Here is a 22725-nt window from a genome sequence, read left to right as displayed (position 1 = left end):
CCGGCCCCCCACGGGCAGGCCCCCGGACCGGTGCGCGGGGTCGTTCAGGTACCCCGCGGTCCGTGGGTGTGCCGGGCGGGCCCGGCACGGGTTGCTGCCGGGACGGTCCCGGCGGGTGGGGCCTGTACGGCCCTGATCCGCCGGACCGTCCCTAGTCCGGCAGCCGGAGCTCCAGGCCGTGGCCGTGCGCGAACACCGGGTCGGCGGTGTCGTTCGGCACGTCCGGCCGGGCCGCCTCGACCGCCGCCATCGAGCGCGGCAGCTCGAAGGGCAGCCGCCCCTCGGCCTTGGCGCGGCCGAAGGCCACGTCGAGCAGCGCCCCGTCGCTCGCCCCGAAGTCGGCGATCAGCGCCGCCGCGTGCTCGGCGATCTCCGGCAGGACCGCCGGACGCTCCAGGTTGACGCAGACGACGGTCGGCACGGCGGTGAGCAGACCGAGGATCCGGTTCAGCTCGGGCTCGGGGAAGGCGAGCGAGCCGGAGTGGAAGAAGGACTCGAAGCGGTTGGGGCGCACCTCGTACGGGGTGCGGAGCCGCAGCACCGCGAGCTCGGCGTCGGCCGGGTCGGCGACGACCTCGCCGTACGACTCCGCCGTCGCCGGGTCGACGTTCTCCACGTACAGCCGCGGCCGTCCGGAGAGCGGGAGCGGGCCGTCGGTGAGGACGGTGAGGGAGCGGCGCTGGGCGGCGGCACCCGCGGCGGTGAAGTCGGCGCGGCCGACGGTCTCCGCGGCCTCGTCGGGGTCGACGTAGCGGCGCTCGTCGAAGAGGCCGAGGAGGAACTTCTCGCGCAGCAGGCGGCGTACGGAGGCGTCGATGCGCTCCTCGGAGATCCGGCCCGAGGCCATCAGCTCGACGATCACCTCGGGGCACTCCTCGCCGCCGAACTGGTCGACGCCCGCGTCCAGCGCCTTCGCGGTGCGCTCGGCGACGCTCAGGTGCTCGACGCCCCAGGCGCGGGCCACGTGCAGCTCGCCGAAGATCGGCGCGTCCGTGAGGAGGCCCCAGTCGGTGCAGACGATGCCGGTGAAGCCGAGCTCCTCGCGGAGCAGGCCGGTGACGACGCCCTTGTTGAAGCCGAAGCCGACCTCCTCCCAGTCGGTGCCGATCGGCTGGCCGTAGTACGGCATCATCTGGCGGCAGCCGGCGGCGACCGCGTGCCGGAAGGGCTCCAGGTGGTGCTCCCGCATGCCGCCCGGGTAGACCTGCTCCTTGCCGTGCGGGAAGTGCGGGTCCTCGCCGTCCTTCTGCGGGCCGCCGCCCGGGAAGTGCTTGACCATCGAGGAGACCGACCCGGTGCCGAAGGTCTCGCCCTGGAGCCCGCGGACGTACGCCTCCACGAGCTCGCCCGTCAGCTTCGCGTCGGAGCCGAAGGTGCCGGACTGACGGGACCAGCGGGGCTCGGTCGCGAGGTCGATCTGCGGGTGGAGCGCGGTGCGGAAGCCGACGGAGAGGTATTCGCGGCGGACGGTGTCGGCGAAGCGGAAGACGAGCTCCGGGTCGCCGACGGCGGCGAGGCCGAGGGCCTCGGGCCAGGCGGAGAAGGCGCCGGCGTTGAAGGAGGCGCCGATGTTCTCGGTGAAGGAGTGACGCGGGTCGGTGGAGAGCGACACGGGGATGCCGAGGCGGGTGGACGCCGCCATCTCCTGGACCGCGTTGTGCCACTGGGCCATCTCGCGGGCGCCGTAGCTGCCGAGGAGGTTGAAGTGGGTGAGCTGCCGGTCCTCGATGAGCTGCGGGGTGGTGAGCTCGCGGCGCGAGCCGTCCCCGGACTCGGTCACCGGGGTGCCGTCCGGGTTCATCATCAGCATCGAGTGGAAGAGCTGACCGGCCTTCTCCTCCGGGGTCATCCGGCCGAGGAGGTCCTCGACGCGCTCGTCCACGGGACGGCTGGGGTCCTGGTACGGGTGCATGTCGGGGCTCCTGGAGTGGGGACGGGGTCGGGCTGTCAGGCGGACGGCCACAGGCTAAGCGTGAAAACCGAGTGGGTACTAGGTTTCTAGAATGTGACCTGGGTCACCGACCCGTGGGGGTGGTGAGGGGCGCCGCTAGGGTGGGCCCATGCCGGAGAAGAAGGACGCCCCGCCCCGTAAACCCGCAGGCCGGGGCAGTTACGCGGTCGGCGACGCGCGCCGCCAGAAGATCCTGGACACCGCCGTCGACCACTTCGGGCGCTGGGGCTTCCACGCCTCCTCGCTCGCCCGCATCGCCCACGACTGCGGCATCACCCAGGGCGGCCTGCTCCACCACTTCCGCAGCAAGGAGGACCTCCTCCTCTCGGTCCTCGCGCAGAGCGAACAGCACGACGTGGAGCGCCTGTTCAGCGAGGTGCCGGAGTCGTACGCGGCCTACCTGGAGACCCTCGTCGCCCTGATCGAGGAGAACACCCGGCGCCCCGGCATCGTCCGCATGTTCAACGTCCTCGTGGGCGAGTCCGGCAACCTCGGCCACCCCGCCCACGAGTACTTCAAGGAGCGCTACGCGCGCGTGCTCCGGCACATGGTCGAACTCCTGGAGGAAGGCGTACGGAGCGGGGAGCTGCGCCCCGACACCGACTGCCGCGCCGTCGGCCAGGAACACCTGGCGATCATGGACGGCCTCCAGATCCAGTGGGCCCTGGACCCGGACTCGATGAACATGCCGGCCCGTGTCCGCTCCTCCCTGGAACGGCAGTACGCGGCGATCGCGGCGCGCGACTGACGCGGACGGGCGTCCCGGAGGGCTCCCCGGCTCACGGGGCGGTCGGCGGGCCGCCGTCCGGGAGGGCGTCGAAGACGCGCTGGAGGGCGGGCGGGCGCTCGCGGTCGTCGGCGACGACGACGCGGTGGCGGTAGGTGAGGGTGTACGTGAACCCGTCGGCGACCGGGGTGCCGGCGGGGCGCTCCGGGAGCTCGGCGAAGGCCGGATCCTCCAGGGCGGCCCGCAGGGCGGCGGCCTCGGCGGGGGTCTGGTGGCCCGTGCGGGGCGGCTTGGCGGCGGAGTGGGAGGTCCAGGCGCCGTCCTCGTGGACGACGAGCCGGTTGCGGACCCCGGCGAAGCCGCCGGTGACGGCCACGTCGACGAGGACCGCGGACGGCTGGGGTTCGGACGGCGGGGGAGTGGTGGTCCGAGGCTCGGTGGCGGGAGTGGAGGGGGCGGAGGGGGCGGGCGGCGCCGCCGAGGTGGTCGCCGCCGTCGTCACGATGTCGGTCGATGTCGATGTTGATGTCGATGCCGATGTCGACATCGACGTCGATGCCGACGTCGACCCGCCCGCGCCCGCGTCCGGCGGCGTGGCCGTGTCGCAGGCGGCGACGCCGCAGGTCAGGACGCCCGCGAGCAGCAGCGCGCCGAGTGCCCGTCCCCGTACACCGTCTCCGGCTCCGTTTCCCATGGGTCGAGCATGCCCGCCAGGGGCCCCGCCGCGCAGCCGGCCCGCCGACTCCGTCAGCCCTCCGACCGGACGACGCCCGTCAGCGGCCCCCGGTACCGCCACCCCAGCGACGCGTAGAGCGCGCGGCCGTCCGTGGTCGCCGCCAGGACGCCGGTCGCGGCGCCGGCCTGCGCGGCGGCGGCTTCGAGGGTGAGCATGACGTTCGCGCCGAGGCCGCGCCGCCGGTGGGCGGGGTCCGTCTCGATCTGGTCGGCGACGGCGGTGGCGCCGGTCGCGGCGATCTGACCGCGGGCGGCGAGCGAGCCGTCGGCGGCCAGGATCCGGACGCGCACGACCCCGTCCCGGACCTCGACGGTCCGCGCGTACCCCTCGGGCGGCGCGGGCCGCACGCCCGGGTCCAGCGGCTTGACCATCAGGAAGCCCGGGTCGTCGGGGACCGTCCACGCCTCGCCGGCCGCCGTCCCGCCGATCCACCCGGCGACCTCCTCCGGCTCGGCCACCACCTTGAGCCAGCTGTACGGCTCCGTCAGCCGCGCGCACAGCGCGCCCACGGTCGCGGCGTCGGGGGCGGGCAGGACGTGCCGCAGGACGTGCCGGGGAAGTCCGACCTGGACGCTGAAGCCCCAGGGTTCGACGACCGCGGCCGGTGTTCCGCGCGAGACGGTCCAGCCGGCCACCCAGGCAGAAGTAATAGATGAGATATCCATGGGGGTATTACATCGGAGAGGGGCGGGGTCGCAGAGGGGTGATCGCTCTGGGCGAACAGCGCCCGGGGAACATTCCCGGACTCACATGCATTGAGTCGGTACAGCTCAACTTGATTGATGCCGACGACCACCGAAGGTCCGCCGGAGACCACCGAAGGGGAGATCATGGCTTCTGAGTCCACGTCCGTGCCGCTCACGCTGCCCGTGCTGCCGCTCGACGACGAGGTCGTGCTGCCCGGCATGGTGGTGCCGCTCGACCTGTCCGACACCGAGGTCCGTGCCGCCGTCGAGGCCGCGCAGGCCGCCGCGCACGGCGGGGCCGGGAAGCCGCGGGTGCTGCTCGTGCCGCGGGTCGACGGGACCTACGCGGGGATCGGCGTCCTCGGCACCGTCGAGCAGGTCGGACGGCTCTCCGACGGCGACCCCGGCGCGCTCATCCGCGGCCTCGGGCGCGTCCGGATCGGGGCCGGGACGACCGGGCCCGGTGCCGCCCTGTGGGTCGAGGGCGCGACCGTCGAGGAGACCCTGCCCGATCCGCTGCCCGGCGCCGTGACCGAGCTGGTCACGGAGTACAAGGCGCTCGCCACCAGCTGGCTCAAGAAGCGCGGCGCCTGGCAGGTCGTCGACCGCGTCCAGCAGATCGACGGCGTCGGCGCCCTCGCCGACAACGCCGGATACTCGCCCTTCCTCACGGTCGATCAGAAGGTGGCCCTGCTGGAGGCCGCCGACCCCGTCGCCCGCCTCAGGCTCGCCACCGCACAGCTCCGCGAGCACCTCGCCGAGCAGGACGTGGCGGAGACCATCGCCAAGGACGTCCAGGAGGGCGTCGACAAGCAGCAGCGCGAGTTCCTGCTCCGCCGCCAGCTCGACGCCGTGCGCAAGGAGCTCCGCGAACTCAACGGGGACTCCTCGGGGGGCGCGGGGGACGAGTCCGACGACTACCGCGCCCGCGTGGAGGCCGCCGACCTGCCCGAGAAGGTCCGCGAGGCGGCCCTCAAGGAGGTCGAGAAGCTGGAGCGCTCCAGCGACCAGTCCCCCGAGGGCTCCTGGATCCGCACCTGGCTGGACACCGTCCTCGAACTGCCGTGGAACGAGCGCACGGAGGACCAGTACGACATCCCCGGCGCCCAGGCGATCCTCGACGCCGAGCACGCGGGTCTCGCGGACGTGAAGGAGCGCATCACCGAGTACCTCGCCGTCCGCAAGCGCCGCGCCGACCGCGGCCTCGGCGTCATCGGCGGCCGCCGCGGCGGCGCCGTCCTCGCCCTCGTCGGCCCGCCCGGCGTCGGAAAGACCTCGCTCGGCGAGTCCGTCGCCCACGCCATGGGACGGAAGTTCGTGCGGGTCGCCCTCGGCGGCGTACGGGACGAGGCCGAGATCCGCGGACACCGGCGTACGTACGTGGGCGCGCTGCCCGGCCGGATCGTGCGGGCGATCAAGGAGGCCGGGTCCATGAACCCGGTGGTCCTGCTCGACGAGATCGACAAGGTCGGCTCCGACTTCCGGGGCGACCCGGCGGCCGCCCTCCTCGAAGTCCTCGACCCGGCGCAGAACCACACCTTCCGCGACCACTACCTGGAGGTCGAACTCGATCTGAGCGACGTCGTCTTCCTCGCGACCGCCAACGTGCTGGAGGCGATTCCCGAGGCACTGCTCGACCGCATGGAGCTCGTGCGCCTCGACGGCTACACCGAGGACGAGAAGGTCGTCATCGCCCGCGACCACCTCCTCCCGCGCCAGCTGGAGCGGGCCGGTCTCGAGCCCGGCGAGGTCGTCCTGGAGGACGCGTCGCTGCGGAAGCTCGCCGGCGAGTACACCCGTGAGGCGGGCGTCCGCACCCTGGAGCGGGCCGTCGCCCGGCTGCTCCGCAAGGTCACCGCGCAGCACGAACTGGGCGACCGCGAGCTGCCGTTCACGGTCACCCCGGACGACCTGCGGGACCTCATCGGCCGGCCGCACCACGTGCCGGAGTCCGCGCAGGACCCGGCCGAGCGGCGCACGGCCGTGCCCGGTGTCGCCACCGGTCTCGCCGTGACCGGCGCGGGCGGCGACGTCCTCTTCGTCGAGGCGTCCCTCGCCGACCCCGAGACCGGCGCCGCCGGACTCACGCTCACCGGCCAGCTGGGCGACGTGATGAAGGAGTCCGCGCAGATCGCGCTCTCCTTCCTCCGCTCGCACGGCGCGGAGCTGGAACTGCCGGTCACCGGCCTCAAGGACCGCGGCGTGCACATCCACTTCCCGGCGGGCGCCGTCCCGAAGGACGGCCCGAGCGCGGGCGTCACGATGACGACCGCCCTCGCGTCGCTCCTCAGCGGCCGACTGGTCCGCACGGACGTGGCCATGACCGGCGAGGTCTCCCTCACCGGCCGGGTCCTCCCGATCGGCGGCGTGAAGCAGAAGCTGCTCGCGGCGCACCGCGCGGGCATCACGACGGTCGTGATCCCCAAGCGGAACGAGGCCGACCTGGACGACGTCCCGGCGGAGATCCTGGAGAAGCTGGAGGTCCACCCGGTGACGGACGTCCGGCAGGTCCTGGAGATCGCGCTCGCGCCGGCGGCGGTGCCGGTGGGCGTGGCGGCGTGATCGGCGCGGCCGCTTAACTCCCGTACGGCAACGGCGGGGTGCTCCTTCGGGAGCACCCCGCCGTTGTCAGTGGCGGCTGTCATGCTCGTACGCATGAACGACGACGCCTTCTGGGCCCTCATCGACGAGTCGACCCGCCGTCCCGGCAGCCGGGCCGAGCGGCTGGAGTGGCTGCGGACGGAGCTGCTGCGACGGCCGGCGGCCGAGAGCGTGGCGTTCCAGGTGCGCTTGGAGCGGGCCTGCGACACGGCTCACAGACGCGGGATCTGGCTCGCCGCCGACCGCGTCGAGCACGGCCACCTCACCGAAGACGCCTTCCACTACTTCACGCTCTGGCTGGTGGGGCAGGGGCGGGAGGCGTACGAGTCGGTCGTCGCCGATCCGGGCACGCTGGACGGCCTGCCGGCGGTGCGGGCCCTGGTGGGGCGGCCGATGGGCGACTGGGACGACGACGAGTGGCCCGAGTGGGAGGAGCTGGACTACGTGGCCCAGGACGCCTACGACGAGCTGACCGGCCAGGAGGACGACGAGGGGGAGGAGTTCCTCGACGCGGTCGAGGAGCTGGCGACCTCCTCCCCCTCCTGAGGGGACGGGGGCGGTTGGGGCGGACGGGGGTCCGGCGGGGGTCCGACGGGGGTCAGTTCACCGACGAGTTCCGGCGGCGGCCGAGGAGCAGGGTGCCCGCCGCGAAGGCGGCGAGGCCGCCCGCGCCCGCGAGGGCCAGCGGGAGCGGGGAGGCGGGGGTGCCGGCGGTGTCGGCGGAGAGCGCCAGGGCCTGCTCGTCGCCGCCGTGGCCCGCGTGGCTGACGGTGGAGAGGTCGGCACCGGCCGCGATCTTCGCCTCGGTCGGGGCCTTCGCCGCGACCGCGGTGGTGCCGCCGAAGGTGACGTCCGAGCAGCTGTAGAAGGCCTCGGGGCTGTCGCTGCGCTGCCACACCTTGTAGACGATGTGGCGGCCGGTGCGGGCCGGGAGGTTGCCGGTGAAGTTGTAGTAGCCGTCCTGCGAGGTGCGGGTGGTGGGGTGGACGGCCACGGGGGTGGCGTCCAGGTCCGACCACTTGAGGGGCTGCGTGGGGTCGAAGCCGGGCTTGGTGATGTAGATCGTCATCGTGCCGGAGTGGGGCGCGGTGACGCGGACCTTGAAGTCGAAGGCCCCGGCGGCGACGGCGGTCGAGGGCCAGTCGGTGCGGGCCCAGTCGAGCGCGCGGTACTTGGCGCGGTTGGCCGAGCAGAGCTTGCCGTCGGGGATGAGCGCCTGGTGGTTCCCGTCGGCGTTGGCGATGTTGACCTCGTTCCAGTCGTAGAGCGGCTGGGTGCCGGAGTCGGCGACGAGGTCCTTGCAGACCTGCGACTTGGGGGTCTCGGGCCCTTCGGCGTAGCAGGCGGCGACGCGGCTGACGGGGTTGAAGACGGCACCGTGGGCGCTCGCGGTGGCGGGGGTGAGGCTGACGAGCGCGGCGGCGGCGGACAGGGCGGCGACGCCGGTGGCGGTGCGGCGGGAGGACGGCATGCGGGGGCTCTCTCTCGTGCGTGGGGGAGGACGGGAGTACGGGGGCGAGCAACGCGCTTCGGTGGCACGGAAGTTGAATTCCGGCCGACCGGCGTAGAGCCTCGCATTGGTCCATACCAATCGGCAAGGGGGTGGGCGCGAAAAAGCGGCTCCCAGGGTGCCGCCGCACCCGGGAGCCGCCGTGACGCCGTGAACCAACCGCAGCTCAGCCGTTGGCCAGCGCCTGTACGCGCGAGTAGTCGCCGTTGAAGTGGTTGTGGTCGCCGACCGTCGGGCCGGAGGAGGTGTACTGCCAGATCGTGTAGTAGGGCCAGCCGGCCGGGAGTTCGCCGACCTCGGAGGCGTACCGCGCGATCCACAGCGGGTTCGTGGACGAGAAGGCGGCGGAGTTGCCCGTGCACTGCTTCCACCAGCTGGTGGCCGTGTAGATGACCGGGTCGCGGCCCGTCCGGTACTTGTACCGGTTCACGAAGTCCCGGATCCACGCGACCATCCCGGCCTGCGTCTTGCCGTAGCAGGTCGCGCCGTAGGGGTTCCACTCGATGTCGAGGACGCCCGGCAGCGTCTTGCCGTCCTTCGACCAGCCGCCGCCGTTGTTCACGAAGTAGTCCGCCTGGGCCGCGCCGGTCGTCGTGTCCGGGGTGGCGAAGTGGTACGTGCCCCGGATCATGCCGACGTTGTACGAGCCGGTGTACTGCTGGGTGAAGTAGGTGTTCTTGTAGTACGTGCCTTCCGTCGCCTTCACGTAGGCCCACCTGACCCCGCTGTTCCAGAGGGTGGACCAGGCCACGTTGCCGTTGTGGCTGGACACGTCCACCCCCTCGGTCTGCGCGGCGGCGAGGGTCGGGGCGCCCGTGGCGGGCTTCCCCTCCTTCCCGTCGTGCGCGATGACGCCCATGCCCATGTAGGCGGAGCCGCGGGCGGGGACGGCCCGTGCGCCGGGGTCCTGGGCGGCGCCGGCGGAACCGGCGAGGGGCAGGAGGAGCGCCAGCGCCGCGAGGGCGGTGCCGGCGAGGGTCGTTCCGGATCTGTGCACACGCATCGCGTGCCTCCGAAAGGCTCGGTGGGGGAGGGGAGCGACAGCCCTGGGTGTGGACATGTCAGAAAGGACGCTACGCACGTAGACCCGTCCCGCGAAAGAGGGCCTGGTTACCGCCGTTGGTCTACTCCTGCGAAATACTGGAAGAGCTGCGGCGATGGTCCGCGGCCGGGGGAAACTTTCAGCGGCGGGAAGCCGCCCCGAGGGCGCCTGGGAGGTGCTGACGTGCACGGAAGCGGTACGGGAAGTGAGGGCCGCGGCGGCTCGGCGCCGGACGCCGGCTCCACGCCGGCCGGCCGGTCGGCGGGCGCCGGCCCGTCGGCCGGGGTCGATCCCGAGTTCCTCGCGCTCGAACGGGAGCTGGCCGTGTTCCTGCGGCGGGCGAGGGCGCAGTCGGGGGAGATGGCCCGGGAGGTGCACCCCGAACTGGAGCCCGCCGCCTACGGGCTCTTCGTCCGGCTCGACGACGCCGGACCGCAGCGGGCCACCGAGCTCGCCGGGTACTTCGGCGTCGGCAAGGCCACCATGAGCCGCCAGCTGCGCGCCCTGGAGATGCTCGGGCTCGTCGTCCGCGACCCCGACCCGGCGGACGGACGCGCCTCCCTGGTCCGGCTCACCGACGAGGGCCGCGACCGGTTCCGGCACGTGCGGGACGCGCGGCGCGAGCGTTACGTCCGCAAGCTCGTCGACTGGGACCGGTCGGAAGTCGCCGAACTCGCCCGACTGCTCCACCACTTCAACGTGCGGTCGGAGGGATAGGGGGGAGGGGGCGGAGGGGGCGCCTCAGACCAGGGACGCGTACACCGCCGTCGCGTCGTCGTGCCGCTTGCCCCTTCTCCGTACGCCCCCGGCCGCGTCGGCCTCCTCCAGCGCCCGCACCCCGCGCAGCAGGCCCGCCGCGCCCTCCTCGCGCAGGACGCCGAGGCAGTCCGCCCAGTCGCCCGCGCCGAACACGTCGACCCAGCGGGTCGCCCCGTCCGTGAGCGCCGCCAGGGTCCGTACCTCCGTACGCGGAGTCGTCCCCGTCACCGCCCGCGCGGCGACCTCCGGGTCGGCCGCCGCCGTGAAGAAGCCGTCCTCGCTGTTCCGCAGCCGGTCCGTCGCCTCCACCGAGCGCAGCACCTCGGCCGGCACCCGGTCGAGCCGGTCGTCGAGCACCGCCCGCACGGTCCCGTCCGGTGCCTCCAGGAGGAGCACCGAGTCGGAGAGGACCAGGTGCTCCACCACGGCCTCGCTCCAACGGGCCAGGACCACCGTCGCCTGCGGCGTGCGCACGTGAGAAAGGTCACAGGTGTCCCGGTGGGCGTCCGCGGTGCGCCGGATTGCCCGCGCCAGGACCTCGGTGAGGGGCATGTCCGGCCGAGAAGCGGACAGTTCGGTCAAAGCCCCACCCAGTCGCGCGGTGAACCACGGCACCGTGTGCACACAACCGTCATCACCCGCGGGAGGTGTGACGCCGTCGAGGAGGACGACCGTCCCCCCGCCGCCCGCACCGGGCAGAGCTGCGGCCGCCCAGTCCTCGTTGGGGCGTTCGGGACTGCCGGGGAGGGTGGCGACATCGCTGCGCATGACGCCCAGTGTGCCCGCCGCGGCGCGTTCCTTCACGGCACCTCCAAACGGCCGGAAATGGCCTGTACCAACCCTGCCGGGCCGGCGCGGAGGGCGGAAGCGGGAGCTCCGCCGAGCTGCGGGCGGGCATCCTGCCAAAGCCCGCGCGGAAGATCCAACCGGGGGCCCGCGAAGGCCCGCGCGGCCCGGTTCGGGGAGCCGGGCCGGAGTTGTTCGCCAACTCATGAGTGTTGTTCACTCGTTCGGGTGGCGGAGCGGCCGTTGCGCGTCCCCTTCCCAGAACCGCTGGAATGGTCGGAAGCCGTACCAGGGGTGGGGGCGCTCCACGTGACCGGTCGTCACCTCTGCTTTGTGGGCGGACGAGTCAAGGATGCGGACACCGGTGGAGAAGAAGCGGCCTCGGAGCAAGAACGGCGCGCGGAGCCAGACCCCCGACGCGACGGCGACCCCGATCGGCACCGGAATCCCTGGTCAGGCCACGGGAGCCGCCGCCCAGACCGCGGGGCCCGCGCAGAAGACCGGCCGTCCCAAGCGCGTCCGCAACCGCCTCGTCCTCGGCGTCGCCCTCGTCGGCGTCACCGTCCTGGCCGCCGGCGCCCCCGCCGTCCTCGCCGCCTCCACCGACCTCACCGAGGCCCAGCGCCTGGTCACCCTCGCCGAGCTCGACCGGCAGGCCGTCACCCTCGCGCACTCCCTCGCCGACGAGCGCGACGAGGTCGTCGCGTACATCGCCGCAGGCCGCGACGGGCAGTCCGGCGACGCCGGGAAGAAGCGCCAGATCACCGACGCACGCGCCACCCGCGTCGACCGCCAGATCGACGAGATCCGGCCCGCCGCCGCCCCCGAGCTCCGCCGCGACCTCGCCGGCGTCCCCTCCGTCCGCCGCGCGGCCCTCACCGGCGAGGGCACGGCCCTGGAGGCCCACAAGGCCTACTCGGACGTCATCGCCAAGCTCCAGGCCCTCTCCGAGGAGCTCGCCGAGAAGACCCCGGCCCGCGCCGCCGACGCCGCCCTCACCGAGGCCACCCGCGCCCCCGCCGCCCTCGGCCGCGCCGTCGAGCAGGCCTCCGCCACCCGCGGCCTGCTCCTCGCCGCCCTCGCCGTCCCGCAGCCCGCGCCCACCGGCAAGGTCCACTACGACCCCGCCACCGGCACCTACGTCCCCGACGTGCCCGAGGGCGCCGCCGAGGCCCAGCAGGCCCGCGACGCCCTCACCGCCGCCGCCCAGCAGGCCCGCGTCCGCGAACTCGCCGCCCTCGGCGACTTCGACCAGGCCGCCGGCACCGCCGCCCGCGACTCGCTCTCCGCCACCGTCGCCGGTCCCGAGGTCAAGAACGCCGAACGCTCCCTCGCCACGCTCACCGACCAGCCCCGGCTGACGGAGAAGGAGCGCGGGACCGACGCCGCCGCCCTGGAGGCCGCGCTCTCCGCCCGCGTCGAGCAGATGCGCGGCGTCGAGTCCGCCCTCGCCACCGAGCGCGTCGAACGCCTCGCCGCCCTCCGCGACGACGACGTCACCGCCCTCGAACTGCGCATCGCCTTCCTCGGCGGCTGCCTCCTCGTCGCGATCGGCGTCTCCACGTACGTCGCCCGCACCCTCACCCGCCCCCTCGCCGTCCTCCGCCTCGGCGCCGCCCGCCTCGCCGGAGCCCCCGAGCCGCAGACGGCCGAGGCGGTCCGCTTCACCGGCCGCAACGACGAGTTCGCGCAGGTCGTCCGCTCCCTCAACACCCTCCACGGCAAGCTCGCCGCCCTCGCCGCGCACACCGAGCGGCTCGACGACGAGCGCGCCGACCTCGCCGCCGCCAAGGACTCCGTCGCGGCCGAGCTCGCCGCCCAGCGCGCCGACCTCCAGGGCCGGGTCGCGCTCCTCACCGCCGACCTCGAACGGCTCCGCGGCACCGTCCACCACACCTTCGTCAACCTCTCGCTCCGCAGCCTCGGCCTCGTCGAGCGCCAGCTCGGCGTCATCGAGAAGCTGGAGGAGCGCGAGCAGGACCCGGACCGCCTCGCGACCCTCTTCAAGCTCGACCACATGGCGACGGTCATGCGCCGCCACAGCGAGAACCTCCTCGTCCTCGCCGGCCACGAGCACGTCCACGGCCACGCCGGGCCCGTCCCGCTCGTCGACGTGCTGCGCGCCGCCGTCAGCGAGATCGAGCGGTACGAGCGGGTCACCATCCAGTCCCTGCCGCCGCACGCCCAGATCGCCGGCTTCGCCGCGGACGACCTGAGCCACCTGATCGCCGAACTCCTGGAGAACGCCACCTCGTTCTCCCCGCCGGACGCCGAGGTCCAGCTCTCCGGCTGGATCCTGGAGACCGGCGAGGTCGTCCTCTCCGTCCAGGACGCCGGCATCGGCATGACCGAGTCCCGCCTCGCCGAGCTCAACGCGCGCCTCGCCGAAGCCGACCCGGACGCCTTCGACGGCGAGGGCCTCGGCATGCGCGTGACCGCGCTGCTGGCCGCCCGCCACGGCGTCCGCGTCCAGCTTCGCGAGCAGAAGCCCGGCGGCATCGCGGCGGTCGTGGTCCTGCCCCTGCCGCTCCTGCCGGCGACGCCCCCGACGGGTGTCTCGGAGCCGGTACGCGTCGCGGGCGCGGCACCGGTGCTCCACCTGCCGGGCTCGGCGGCCGAGGCCAACTCCAACGCCCTGCCGACCAGGGACCGCGACCCGCTGGTCGAGGCGGCGGAGCGCGCGATCCGCGCGGCGGAGGAGGCGGAGGCCGAAGCCCAGGCGCAGGCCCTGGCCCAGGCCCAGGCCCTGGCGCAGGCGCAGGCGCAGCCGGTCGAGCCCGAGGCAGTGGCCGTGGAGCCCGAGGCCGAGCCCGAGGCGCAGCCGTACGCCTCCGAGCCCGAGGCGTACGACGAGCCCGAGACGCACGCCGAGCCCCTGGCCCCTCACGAGTACGACGAGTACGACGCGTACGACGAGAACGACGAGCACGACGCGTACGAGTCCGTCTCCGAGACCACCCTCCAGGTCCGGCTCCCCGCCCCGCCCCCCGAGCCGGACGCCCACGACCGCGCCGCCGACGACGAGCCGGCCCCGGTCCACGCGCAGGCTTCCATCCCCGCTCCCGCGCCGGAGCCCGCGCCGGAGCCCGCCCCCGGCCCCCGCCCCGCCCAGTGGGAGCGGGTCACCGACAAGGGCCTGCCCAAGCGCACCCCGCGGGTGGTCCGCCAGCCCGGCGCCGCCGTCACCCCGCGCCAGGGCGGCGTCGACGCCGAGGCCCTGCGCCGCCGCCTCGGCGGCTTCCACCAGGGTGCCAAGGCCGGCCGCAGGGACGTCGAGGCGGAGATAGCGAGCAGCGACAGCACCGCACGTGCACGTACAGAGGAGTTGACGGGGGACACAGTCGAGGAGGCACGCAGTTGACCGCGACGGGAACGTTCGGACTGAGCACGGAGGCCCGCAACCTGCAATGGCTGCTGGGCAACCTCGTGGAGGAGGTGCCCGGCGTCCGCTCGGTCGCCGTCGTCTCCTCCGACGGACTGATGCTGCTCTCCTCCGACCCGGAGGAGCAGCAGGCGGCCGCGACGGCGGCCACCGAGCCGCCCCGCCCCGAGGGCCCGCGCGGCTCCAGCGCCGACCTGGCCACGATCGTCTCCGGCATCGGCAGCCTCACGGTGGGCGCGGCCCGGCTGATGGACGGCGGCGGGGTCAAGCAGACCATGGTCGCGATGGAGGAGGGCAGCGTCTTCGTCATGTCGATCAGCGACGGCTCGCTGCTCGGCGTGCACGCCACGCCCGACTGCGACATGAGCGTGGTGGCGTACCACATGGCGCTCTTCGTGGGCCGCGCCGGACACGTCCTCACCCCCGAAGTCCGCAGCGAACTGCGCAAGTCGATGGCCACGCCGACGGAGGGCACCCGGTGATACCCGCCGTCACGCCCGCCTTCAAGCTGCCGGTACGGGGAGAGGGGCGCCGCCCCTCCCGCGTACGCCCGTACTCGCTCACCGGCGGCCGTACCCGCTTCGGCCACGTCCTCCTCGTCGAGACCTTCGTGGCCGCGCTCGAAGCGGCGCCCGCGCGCAAGGTCCTGACGGACGGCGGCCCGGCCGCCCGCGGCCTGATGCCGGAGATGCGGGCGATCGTCGGGCTCTGCCGCCGCATGCGGACGGTCGCGGAGATCTCCGCCCTCCTGAAGATGCCGCTGGGAGTCGTCCGGGTGCTGCTCAGCGACCTGGCCGACCAGGGAAAGATCCGTGTGTACGGCACCGGTCACGGCACCGGCCAGCCCGACCGCGCGCTCCTCGAAAGGGTGCTGAGTGGACTCCGTCGTCTCTGACGCCACCGCCGTCTCCGAAAACCCGGCGCTCTCCGGGATACCCGCCCAGCCCCACCCCTCCGAACGGGCGGAGCCGGATCCCGAGGACGGCGCCCAGGACTGGCAGCTCGACCACTCCCGCGCCCCGATCGCGACGAAGATCGTGGTCGCGGGCGGCTTCGGCGTCGGCAAGACCACCTTCGTCCGCGCGGTCTCGGAGATCACCCCGCTCCAGACCGAGGCGCTGATGACCCGGGCGAGCGAGGACACGGACGACCTCACCTCCACGCCGGACAAGCTCACCACCACGGTGGCGATGGACTTCGGCCGGATCACGCTCGACAACGACCTCGTGCTGTACGTCTTCGGCACGCCGGGACAGCAGCGCTTCTGGTTCATGTGGGACGACCTCGTGCGCGGGGCGATCGGGGCGATCGTGCTCGCCGACACGCGGCGGCTGACGGACTGCTTCCCGGCGCTCGACTACTTCGAGAGCTGCGGCCTGCCGTACATCGTGGCCGTCAACCACTTCGAGGGCACACGGCGGTTCGAGCCGGAGGACGTCAGGGACGCCCTGACCATCGACACCGACGTCCCTGTGGTGATCATGGACGCGCGCAAGCGCTACAGCGTCGTCGAGACCCTCCTCTCGATGGTCGCGCACGCGCTCGAAGCCACCCCCGAATAGGCGCCGGGCACCAGGCACCAGGTACCAAGCACACAGGCCAGGAGCACCACCATGCGGAAGATACTCATCGTCGGCGCGGGCCAGTCCGGCCTGCAGCTCGCCCTCGGACTCCAGTCGCGGGGGTACGAGGTCACCCTCATGTCGAACCGGACGGCGGACGAGATCCGCTCCGGCCGGGTCATGTCGACCCAGTGCATGTTCGACACGGCGCTCCAGCACGAGCGCGACCTCGGCCTCAACTTCTGGGAGTCCCAGGCGCCCCGCACGGAGGGCGTCGGGGTCTCGGTGGCCGCGCCGGACGCCGGCCGCGCGATCGACTGGGTCGGCAGGCTCCGCGGGTACGCGCAGTCCGTGGACCAGCGCGTGAAGATGGCCGGCTGGATGGACACGTTCGCGCAGCGCGGCGGCCAGCTGGTCATCCACGGCGCGGCCGTCGGTGACCTGGACTACTTCTCCCGCAGCTACGACCTGGTGCTCGTCGCCGCCGGCAAGGGCGAGCTGGTCTCCATGTTCGGCCGGGACGCGGCCCGTTCGCCGTACGCGGAGCCGCAGCGCGCGCTGGCCGTCGCGTACGTCCACGGCCTCGGCCCGCGCCCCGAGCACCCGGACTTCGACGCGGTCCGCTGCAACCTGGTGCCGGGCGTCGGCGAGCTCTTCGTCATGCCGACCCTGACGCTCGGCGGCCGCGCGGACATCCTCTTCTGGGAGGGCATACCCGGCGGCCCGCTCGACGTCTTCCAGGGCGTCAAGGACCCCTCCGAGCACCTGGCGCTGACGCTGGAGCTGATGGAGACGTTCACGCCCTGGGAGCACGCGCGGGCCACCAAGGTCGAGCTGACGGACGCGGGCGGCACGCTCGCGGGCCGGTACGCCCCGACCGTGCGGAACCCGATCGGCCGCCTCCCCGGCGGCGGTCTCGTCCTCGGCGTCGCCGACGTCGTCGTCGCGAACGACCCGATCACCGGCCAGGGCTCCAACTCGGCCGCCAAGTGCGCCGCCACCTATCTCGCGGCCATCGTCGAGCACGGCGACAAGCCCTTCGACGAGGCATGGATGCAGGCCGCCTTCGACCGCTACTGGGAGACCGCGCGCCACGTCACGACGTGGACGAACGCGATGCTGGCCGCCCCGCCGGAGCACGTCCTCCAGCTCATCGGCGCCGCGGGCGAGCTCCAGCCCGTCGCCGACCGCTTCGCGAACGGCTTCGACGACCCGTCGGACTTCGAGCACTTCTTCTTCGACCCGGAGAAGACGTCCGCGTACCTGGCCTCGGTCTCCGGAGCCTGACAAGCCTCTGACCTGCGTCGGAGCGGTTGTCATTGGTGGTTGTTGGTGACCCTCGGGACCCGTTTGACGGCCCAGAGACGGCCCGGCTCCGGGCCCGGGGGAAGCCGCTAGCGCTAGCGGCGCCGCCCGCTAACGTTAGCGGCCCCGCTAGCGCCTGAAGCGGCTGTGAGCAGCGTGTTAGCCGTTAGCGCCCACCTTCGGAATCTGCTTCGTTGGAGGATAGACAGGGCGGCACCGGCCACCGGCCGCGCGTCAGGGCGAAGAGTCAGAAGGGCCGCCCTGACGAGCGGACGTCTTTCCGGCCGCCCATGGAGCTGGTTGGCGCGGGCGTGTTGGCGGTGGGTGGTCCGCTCAGTCAGCGGTTGAGTGGGGTGGAGCGCAGTCATACTTCTCGGCGTGAGAGCGAAAATGAAGAAGCTGGCGTGGCGTACGCTCCTGGTCCTCCTGTCAGTTGGGGCGCTCATCGGTCTTGGTCTGCTGCTTTTGCGGGGGCCCTGGTGGTTTGATGGGGACCACCTCCTAGACAAGAATCTCCAACCCGCCGCCGGCGTAGTCGTTACTGGCTTCCGGACTACGCTCGTTGCTCTGGGTGTGGCTGTCACGGCTGGGATCGGCTTGGTCTACACGCATCGGAACTTCGAGCACACCCGCGAAAAGGACCGCGAGCAAGCGGAGATGACCCGCGAGGGTCAAGTCACGGGTCGCTACGTCGAAGCGATCAAGCTGTTGGCGGCACGGGACTCTGCGGAGGAGGGTCCAAGGGTCATGGAGCGCTTGGGCGGGATCTACGCACTTGAACGGATCATGCGCGACTCTGAGAAGGATCACGACACGGTGGTGCAGGTGCTCGCAGCCTTCGTGCGCCAGCAAGCGGCATTGCCAGACCCCGATCTCCCAGACCCGGGCGACCAAATCCCCCGCCCGGGGCCGAAGGAGGATGTCCAGGCAGCGCTCAGGGTCCTCGGCCGGCGCCCGAACAGGGTGGAATCACAGCGGCTGGACCTGTCATTCACCGCTCTCTGGCGCGTCGACCTGTCTGGTGCTCGACTTGAAGGCGCCGACCTCTTTGGGGCTGAGCTCCACCATGCAGATCTCAGGTACACGGATCTGAAGGGGGCGGAACTTGGAGCTGTAGAGCTCGAGGACGCGGAACTTGCGCATGCCGATCTTAGGGGGGCAAACCTCGCAGGTAGGCTCAACATCGCCGCAAAGCTGGAAGTGGATCAGCTACTGCAAGCAGTATTCGACAAGCACACAAAGCTGCCGCTTCACCTTGCTCACAAGCCGGAAGTGAAAAAGGCGCTTGAGGCGTAGCGATGCCATGCGTGCGCGCGGAGGGTCAACTCGCCTTGCCTTGTCGCATGTCGCTGCACAGGGCAGCGGCCCTTTGCAGCACATCGAGCGGGCACGTGGCTTTTCAAGGGGCGGGGACGGCGGTGCGCACCCTCGGTCCCCCGCCCTTGAAAAGCCTCCCGTGCCTCTCTTGCTAGAGAGTTGAGAGAAAACAGCGTCCGCAGCGTCCGCAAGCCGCCCGGCGCACCCTCTGACCTGCGCTTTCACTGTGGACGCTAAACAAACTGTTTAGCGTCCGCTAGCGTCCGCAGCGTCCGCACGACCCGCTCCCCTCTAAGAGCGTTGTTGCAGGTCAGGGTGCTCTTAGGGGGGGGGAGAGGGTGCGGACGCTGAACCCTCCGAGGGCCCGCACAAGCAAGAGGAGCACGCCGCGCCGGGTGCTCCTCTTGCTTGTGCAGTCGCTGGACGCTCCGAAGGCCGGCCGACCCGGACGAAGAATCCACCCGGGCGCGGCCGGGTGGGCTCTTCCGTGGGATGTCGTGCCGACCCGAACTTGTCGTGCCCCTTGTCTTGTCGCTTGTCGCCCCGCAGGCCAGAGTGCCCTGGGCGGCGCCAAGGCCGGCGAGCGGGTGCCCGGGCAGGGTGACAAGACAAGCGACAAGGCGAGGAGCGCATGTCAGCCCGCTCCTGATGGCGATTGCCGCAGCGCGAGCGGAGAGAGCTGCCATAGGTCGCATGCCCGCAGGGCACCCCGTCTTCGATCTCTCTCCGATCGGAACACCGGGCCTGACAGCCGCCTGACGTCTGACACCGTCACGGGTCCCTGACACCCAAACCCTTAGGCGAACGCGGGTGTCACGCACTCTGACACCCCGCGTGACACTGCCTTGACACCCGCGCATGACGCCTCCTGACACCACAGCGCCCCTGCTAGGCCTAGCAGTCGTTGCCGCTAGGTCTAGCAGGGGCGCTAGCAGTCGAATGGGCTCCTGACCTGGGATCTAGCGTCTAGCACTCAGATTTCAGCCCAGCCCCTTCGAGCGCTTTCAGCACTGAATCAGGCTCACCGCTGTAGAGGATGTGCGGCTCCCCGGCCTGAGGGGGGACGAACCGAGTCCGGTAGCGGGCCAGGTCGTTCTCCGAGAAGTAGATCGAGTTCGGATCAGCTTCGTGCTGAGCGTTCCTCTGGCTCACCCGCGACCAGAGTTCCTCATGACTTGCTTCCAGGTAGACCAGCAGCGGCAGGGCACCGGCGTCCGTGGCGATCGCCATCCACCGGGCTCGGTCGTCGGGGGTCCAGAATCCGTGGTCAACCACCACGTTGCGGCCGGCCCGGAGGTGGTCACAGAGCTCCACGGCAATCTCTTCGAGTACCGGGCGCTCCAGGGTCGGGAACGTGCCCCGCGGGAAGTCGACGCCATACACGCCGTGGCGGCGGAACATCTCCTCGTCCGGGCACAGCCGGACGAACCCGCGAGCCGTAAGCGTGCGGGAGAGCGTCGTCTTGCCCGAGCCCGGAAGCCCCGCCATGAGCACGCAGAAGGGCCGCACGGCCTGGTCCGCCGTCACTGCGTGAGCTCCGATTCCGTGAGCCATGTCCGGCCAGGGCCGCCAAGATCCACGCCGTACTCCACGACGTGATCCCCGCTGTCGACGAACTTCGCGGTCATCACGACCACCGGTTCCGTAGGCGGGTTTGTGGGGTCCAGCTCCAGGAGCTCCGCGTCCGCTGGCGTCAGCAGTCGGGCCGATGCCGTGTCGATCCGGCGGGTGATCGGCCGCCCCGTGGCCTGGGCGATGAGCTGGAGGGACGTTCCACCGGACAGACGCGCGCTCTCCGCCAGCTGGGGGACGAGCTTCCCGTACTGCACCGGGATCCACGACGTGGAGTGCGCGACGATGCCGTGCCGGTCGCGGTAGACGCGGCTACGGCGGATCACGTCCGCGCCGGACTCGATGTCGAGCACCTGCGCCACGTCGGCCGGCGCCGGGACCACGGCCGCTACGTGGGAGTCGGATCGTTCGCCCGCTCCCCAACTCGACCCGCTTCGGCGGCCTCGGTCCTGGCGCTGCGCGCCGGAGGACATGGGGGCCGGGCGGTCGATTACCTCGGTGCCGATGCCGTGGATTCCCCGGATGAGCCCGTCTGTGCGGAGCTTCCGGAGCGCCTTCTCGGCCGTCGCGGTGCTGACGCTCCACTCCTGGGAGAGCGCCTTGATGCTGGGCAGAAGCTCGCCCGGCTGCAGCTGGCCGGACGTGATCATTTCCTCGTAGTGCGCGGCGATCCGTGCGTACGGCGCCCGATGGCCGGCCTGATCCGACACCACGTCAACTCCCTTGCTCATTGGATGCGTTCCCTAGCGTACCGCTTGACACCCTAGGGTGCCCTAGGGAACCTTAGGGATGTGCCTGCCGGTCGGATCGATCGGAACGGGTACGGCTCCCTGCATGGGGGCTGAGGCATGGAAACGTCCTGGTCAGTGGCCTAGGACGAAACAGGGAGCGGCTCCCTACCGCCAAGCAGATAGCCGCTCCCCGACCCACGAAGGGGTACTCCCATGATGCCTGGATCGAACGAGACCGCGTTACTGGTTCGGCCTTCTGTGGCCGTTGTGGAGCTGACCGGGGATGAGCGCGTGGTGGCGCTGTACGTCTCGGACATGCCCGACCGGTTCCGCGCCAGCTCCGTGGACAAGTCGCAGGTGGCCGCCTGGATCGTGCAGGGCGCCGAGCGCATCGGCCTGGAGGAGCTGCGCCGTGAGGCGGCGTTCTTCTACGGGCACCGGCTGCTGGAAATGAGCCGCGTCGTGCCGGTGGACGTGCAGGCCCGGCACGAGCAGCGATTCCCGAAGGCTCGCCGCCTGGAGAAGGCGGAGTCGCTGGCCGCCGCCACGAAGATGCCGACCTGGATGCCGATGACGCCGCAGGCCATGGCCCGGAACTCGGCCGCCGAGGTCGAGGGCGGGTGCCCGTGCCGGGGTACCCGGTCCATCAAGCTCGGCCGCGCGTTCTCCCTGATCTGCCCGGTCCACGGCCGTGCCACCGCACACCAGAACCGTGCGGGGGTGGCGCTGTGACGATCGCGCCCGAGTCCCCCATGAACCTCCCCGCCCCGATGCCGGCCGAGGGGAACCTGCGGCTGGCGGCGGCCATCGTCGAGGCCGATCTGACCTACGCCGAACTCGCCGAGCAGCTCCAGGTGGACCCGAAGACCGTGGAGCGGTGGGTGAACGAGCCCGGACGCCGCCCCTACGCCCGTCACGCCCACGCCGTCGCCCGCGTCCTGGGGACGACGGTGTGGGACCTGTGGCCCGCCATGCGGCCGAAGGAGCTGTCCCTGCAGGCGCCGTCCGTGGTGCCGGTGCCGCCAGTCCTGCTGACGGCCGCCCGGGACGCGCTGAGCCGGGTCGAGAACCTCGACCTCGGCACGGCGAGCCCGACCGCCATGGCCATGCACCTGGGCTCCCTGTCCGCCGCGCTGCGGACCGTGCTCGACCTGGTCGACGTCTCCGGGGTGACTGGGTGAGCCTGCACGCCTCTCCACGGCTCAACGCCGCCCGTCGTCGCAGCCGCAAGGCTCAGCTCGCGGCCCGCGACGGCTGGCGGTGCGCCTACTGTCGGCACCGCTTCCGCGACCTGCGCGACGCGACCATGGACCACGTCGTCCCCTACTCGATCTACCGGACGTGGTCCGCGAATGCCCTCGTGCTCGCCTGCCATCCCTGCAACCACGCCAAGGCCGACCGGCTGTTCCTCTCGCTCGCCCTGTTGCTGGTGTGGTCGACCGACCCGGCGTTCACGGGTGTTCAGCCGACTGGCGACCCGACCGACCCGACGTCCCCCGCGCCCGACTCGGAGTCGAGCCGGTTCGGCCCGGACCAGGTCGACTGGCTGATGCTCGCACGGATCGTTCACGCCTGTTCATCGGCCGCGCGGTCTACCCCTGACCAGGCAAAGCATCGCGAACCGGCCGAGCGTCGCGTGCGGGTCGGTCGACTCGACCACGGGCGGCGTACGGCCCGGATGAACACCTGTGAGCAGTCGACCGATCGAGGGGTGAGCGCGTGAACAGCACCACCAAGCCGGTGAACGGAACCGCCCGACCGACCGGCCCCGACCGGTCGACCGACCCGGCGCCCGTGAACACCGGACAGTCGGCCGTGAACACCGGACGGGCGTCCGTGAACAAGCGCCCGCCGGCCGACGACGGGGGCAAGAAGCCATCGGCCGCCGTGCGGCTGGTCGCCCTCGCCCGGGAGCGGTACCGGTTCGTCGTGTCGACCGACGGCCGCCCCTACGCGGTCGCGATCGACGGCCCGAACATCGCCCTGCCCCTGCGCGGCCGGTCCGGCGTCCGCCAGCGGCTCGCCCGCCTGTACGCGGAGACGTTCGACGGGGACGTG

The 22725-nt window shown here is 72.2% G+C and carries 21 protein-coding genes and 1 pseudogene; 14 read left to right on the top strand and 8 right to left on the bottom strand.

What is annotated here, in order from left to right; translation table 11 throughout:
- Positions 1–151: 151 nt before the first annotated feature.
- Positions 152–1912 (bottom strand): glycoside hydrolase family 3 N-terminal domain-containing protein, encoded by a 1761-nt coding sequence (locus AB0G79_RS22315; protein ID WP_360809044.1) that lies wholly within the window; start codon positions 1910–1912, stop codon positions 152–154.
- Positions 1913–2060: 148 nt separating this feature from the next.
- On the opposite strand from AB0G79_RS22315, the gene AB0G79_RS22310 reads away from it, so the two are divergent.
- A complete protein-coding gene (locus tag AB0G79_RS22310) occupies positions 2061–2699 on the top strand; it encodes a TetR/AcrR family transcriptional regulator (RefSeq protein ID WP_360809042.1) in 639 nt (212 codons plus the stop codon).
- A 31-nt stretch (positions 2700–2730) separates the two neighbouring features.
- On the opposite strand, the gene AB0G79_RS22305 is transcribed toward AB0G79_RS22310, so the two are convergent.
- Together AB0G79_RS22305 and AB0G79_RS22300 are read right to left on the bottom strand one after the other, a co-directional pair.
- Positions 2731–3372 (bottom strand): hypothetical protein, encoded by a 642-nt coding sequence (locus tag AB0G79_RS22305; protein WP_360809040.1) that lies wholly within the window; start codon positions 3370–3372, stop codon positions 2731–2733.
- Positions 3373–3425: 53 nt separating this feature from the next.
- Positions 3426–4079: a GNAT family N-acetyltransferase gene (locus AB0G79_RS22300; protein ID WP_360809038.1), complete on the bottom strand. Its 654-nt coding sequence runs from the start codon at positions 4077–4079 to the stop codon at positions 3426–3428.
- A 165-nt stretch (positions 4080–4244) separates the two neighbouring features.
- Between AB0G79_RS22300 and lon the strand changes: the two genes are divergently transcribed.
- Both lon and AB0G79_RS22290 read left to right on the top strand, forming a co-directional pair.
- Positions 4245–6662, top strand: coding sequence for an endopeptidase La (gene lon, locus AB0G79_RS22295; protein WP_360809036.1), 2418 nt, complete (start codon positions 4245–4247; stop codon positions 6660–6662).
- A gap of 93 nt (positions 6663–6755) precedes the next feature.
- Positions 6756–7247, top strand: a complete 492-nt coding sequence (locus AB0G79_RS22290; RefSeq protein WP_360809034.1) for a DUF4240 domain-containing protein — start codon at positions 6756–6758, stop codon at positions 7245–7247.
- Positions 7248–7299: 52 nt separating this feature from the next.
- On the opposite strand, the gene AB0G79_RS22285 is transcribed toward AB0G79_RS22290, so the two are convergent.
- Together AB0G79_RS22285 and AB0G79_RS22280 are read right to left on the bottom strand one after the other, a co-directional pair.
- Entirely contained in the window at positions 7300–8172 is an 873-nt protein-coding gene (locus tag AB0G79_RS22285; RefSeq protein WP_360809032.1) for a lytic polysaccharide monooxygenase, read from the bottom strand.
- A 205-nt stretch (positions 8173–8377) separates the two neighbouring features.
- The gene (locus AB0G79_RS22280; protein WP_360809030.1) at positions 8378–9214 is read right to left on the bottom strand and encodes a lysozyme; all 837 of its coding nucleotides are present in this window, start codon (positions 9212–9214) and stop codon (positions 8378–8380) included.
- A 222-nt stretch (positions 9215–9436) separates the two neighbouring features.
- Between AB0G79_RS22280 and AB0G79_RS22275 the strand changes: the two genes are divergently transcribed.
- Positions 9437–9970 carry a MarR family transcriptional regulator gene (locus AB0G79_RS22275; protein ID WP_360809028.1) on the top strand — a complete coding sequence of 178 codons (534 nt, stop codon included), beginning with the start codon at positions 9437–9439 and terminating at the stop codon, positions 9968–9970.
- A 24-nt stretch (positions 9971–9994) separates the two neighbouring features.
- Here the strand turns inward: AB0G79_RS22275 and AB0G79_RS22270 are convergent, their stop codons facing one another.
- A complete protein-coding gene (locus tag AB0G79_RS22270; RefSeq protein WP_360809025.1) occupies positions 9995–10780 on the bottom strand; it encodes a hypothetical protein in 786 nt (261 codons plus the stop codon).
- Positions 10781–11150: 370 nt separating this feature from the next.
- Between AB0G79_RS22270 and AB0G79_RS22265 the strand changes: the two genes are divergently transcribed.
- The 6 genes from AB0G79_RS22265 to AB0G79_RS22240 all read left to right on the top strand — a co-directional run bounded on the left by AB0G79_RS22265 (position 11151) and on the right by AB0G79_RS22240 (position 18343).
- Positions 11151–14159, top strand: coding sequence for a nitrate- and nitrite sensing domain-containing protein (locus AB0G79_RS22265; RefSeq protein ID WP_360809023.1), 3009 nt, complete (start codon positions 11151–11153; stop codon positions 14157–14159).
- A complete protein-coding gene (locus tag AB0G79_RS22260; RefSeq protein ID WP_360809021.1) occupies positions 14156–14662 on the top strand; it encodes a roadblock/LC7 domain-containing protein in 507 nt (168 codons plus the stop codon). Before AB0G79_RS22265 ends, AB0G79_RS22260 begins: the two co-directional genes overlap by 4 nt.
- Positions 14662–15075 carry a DUF742 domain-containing protein gene (locus AB0G79_RS22255; RefSeq protein ID WP_360809271.1) on the top strand — a complete coding sequence of 138 codons (414 nt, stop codon included), beginning with the start codon at positions 14662–14664 and terminating at the stop codon, positions 15073–15075. The genes AB0G79_RS22260 and AB0G79_RS22255 overlap by 1 nt, the downstream gene beginning before the upstream one ends.
- Positions 15056–15742, top strand: coding sequence for an ATP/GTP-binding protein (locus AB0G79_RS22250; protein ID WP_360809019.1), 687 nt, complete (start codon positions 15056–15058; stop codon positions 15740–15742). Before AB0G79_RS22255 ends, AB0G79_RS22250 begins: the two co-directional genes overlap by 20 nt.
- Before the next feature lie 51 nt (positions 15743–15793).
- Positions 15794–17029, top strand: coding sequence for a styrene monooxygenase/indole monooxygenase family protein (locus AB0G79_RS22245; RefSeq protein WP_360809017.1), 1236 nt, complete (start codon positions 15794–15796; stop codon positions 17027–17029).
- Positions 17030–17437: 408 nt separating this feature from the next.
- Positions 17438–18343, top strand: coding sequence for a pentapeptide repeat-containing protein (locus AB0G79_RS22240; protein ID WP_360809015.1), 906 nt, complete (start codon positions 17438–17440; stop codon positions 18341–18343).
- A 987-nt stretch (positions 18344–19330) separates the two neighbouring features.
- Here the strand turns inward: AB0G79_RS22240 and AB0G79_RS22235 are convergent.
- Positions 19331–19891 carry an ATP-binding protein gene (locus tag AB0G79_RS22235; RefSeq protein WP_360809013.1) on the bottom strand — a complete coding sequence of 187 codons (561 nt, stop codon included), beginning with the start codon at positions 19889–19891 and terminating at the stop codon, positions 19331–19333.
- On the bottom strand, positions 19888–20646 hold the full coding sequence (locus tag AB0G79_RS22230; RefSeq protein WP_360809269.1) for a GntR family transcriptional regulator: 759 nt from the start codon (positions 20644–20646) through the stop codon (positions 19888–19890). The genes AB0G79_RS22235 and AB0G79_RS22230 overlap by 4 nt, the downstream gene beginning before the upstream one ends.
- 288 nt (positions 20647–20934) lie before the next feature.
- On the opposite strand from AB0G79_RS22230, the gene AB0G79_RS22225 reads away from it, so the two are divergent.
- The 4 genes and pseudogenes from AB0G79_RS22225 to AB0G79_RS22210 form a co-directional block, all read left to right on the top strand.
- Positions 20935–21399, top strand: coding sequence for a hypothetical protein (locus tag AB0G79_RS22225; protein WP_360809011.1), 465 nt, complete (start codon positions 20935–20937; stop codon positions 21397–21399).
- Positions 21396–21848, top strand: coding sequence for a helix-turn-helix transcriptional regulator (locus AB0G79_RS22220; protein WP_360809009.1), 453 nt, complete (start codon positions 21396–21398; stop codon positions 21846–21848). The genes AB0G79_RS22225 and AB0G79_RS22220 overlap by 4 nt, the downstream gene beginning before the upstream one ends.
- Positions 21845–22390, top strand: a complete 546-nt coding sequence (locus tag AB0G79_RS22215; RefSeq protein WP_360809007.1) for an HNH endonuclease — start codon at positions 21845–21847, stop codon at positions 22388–22390. The genes AB0G79_RS22220 and AB0G79_RS22215 overlap by 4 nt, the downstream gene beginning before the upstream one ends.
- Positions 22387–22725 (top strand): annotated as a pseudogene (locus AB0G79_RS22210) (ATP-binding protein); the annotation flags it as partial. The gene AB0G79_RS22215 and the pseudogene AB0G79_RS22210, both read left to right, overlap by 4 nt.

This window comes from Streptomyces sp. NPDC020807, assembly GCF_040641575.1.
Taxonomy (GTDB): Bacteria; Actinomycetota; Actinomycetes; order Streptomycetales; family Streptomycetaceae; genus Streptomyces.
The sequence above is the reverse complement of the archived record's forward strand: the minus strand, read 5'-3'. Positions and strand labels throughout refer to the sequence as shown.

Coding starts and splice junctions, on each gene's coding strand:
- AB0G79_RS22315 (WP_360809044.1), bottom strand. CDS start 1,912: ATGCACCCGTACCAGGACCCCAGCCGTCCCGTGGACGAGCGCGTCGAG.
- AB0G79_RS22310 (WP_360809042.1), top strand. CDS start 2,061: ATGCCGGAGAAGAAGGACGCCCCGCCCCGTAAACCCGCAGGCCGGGGC.
- AB0G79_RS22305 (WP_360809040.1), bottom strand. CDS start 3,372: ATGGGAAACGGAGCCGGAGACGGTGTACGGGGACGGGCACTCGGCGCG.
- AB0G79_RS22300 (WP_360809038.1), bottom strand. CDS start 4,079: ATGGATATCTCATCTATTACTTCTGCCTGGGTGGCCGGCTGGACCGTC.
- lon (WP_360809036.1), top strand. CDS start 4,245: ATGGCTTCTGAGTCCACGTCCGTGCCGCTCACGCTGCCCGTGCTGCCG.
- AB0G79_RS22290 (WP_360809034.1), top strand. CDS start 6,756: ATGAACGACGACGCCTTCTGGGCCCTCATCGACGAGTCGACCCGCCGT.
- AB0G79_RS22285 (WP_360809032.1), bottom strand. CDS start 8,172: ATGCCGTCCTCCCGCCGCACCGCCACCGGCGTCGCCGCCCTGTCCGCC.
- AB0G79_RS22280 (WP_360809030.1), bottom strand. CDS start 9,214: ATGCGTGTGCACAGATCCGGAACGACCCTCGCCGGCACCGCCCTCGCG.
- AB0G79_RS22270 (WP_360809025.1), bottom strand. CDS start 10,780: ATGCGCAGCGATGTCGCCACCCTCCCCGGCAGTCCCGAACGCCCCAAC.
- AB0G79_RS22265 (WP_360809023.1), top strand. CDS start 11,151: ATGCGGACACCGGTGGAGAAGAAGCGGCCTCGGAGCAAGAACGGCGCG.
- AB0G79_RS22245 (WP_360809017.1), top strand. CDS start 15,794: ATGCGGAAGATACTCATCGTCGGCGCGGGCCAGTCCGGCCTGCAGCTC.
- AB0G79_RS22240 (WP_360809015.1), top strand. CDS start 17,438: ATGAAGAAGCTGGCGTGGCGTACGCTCCTGGTCCTCCTGTCAGTTGGG.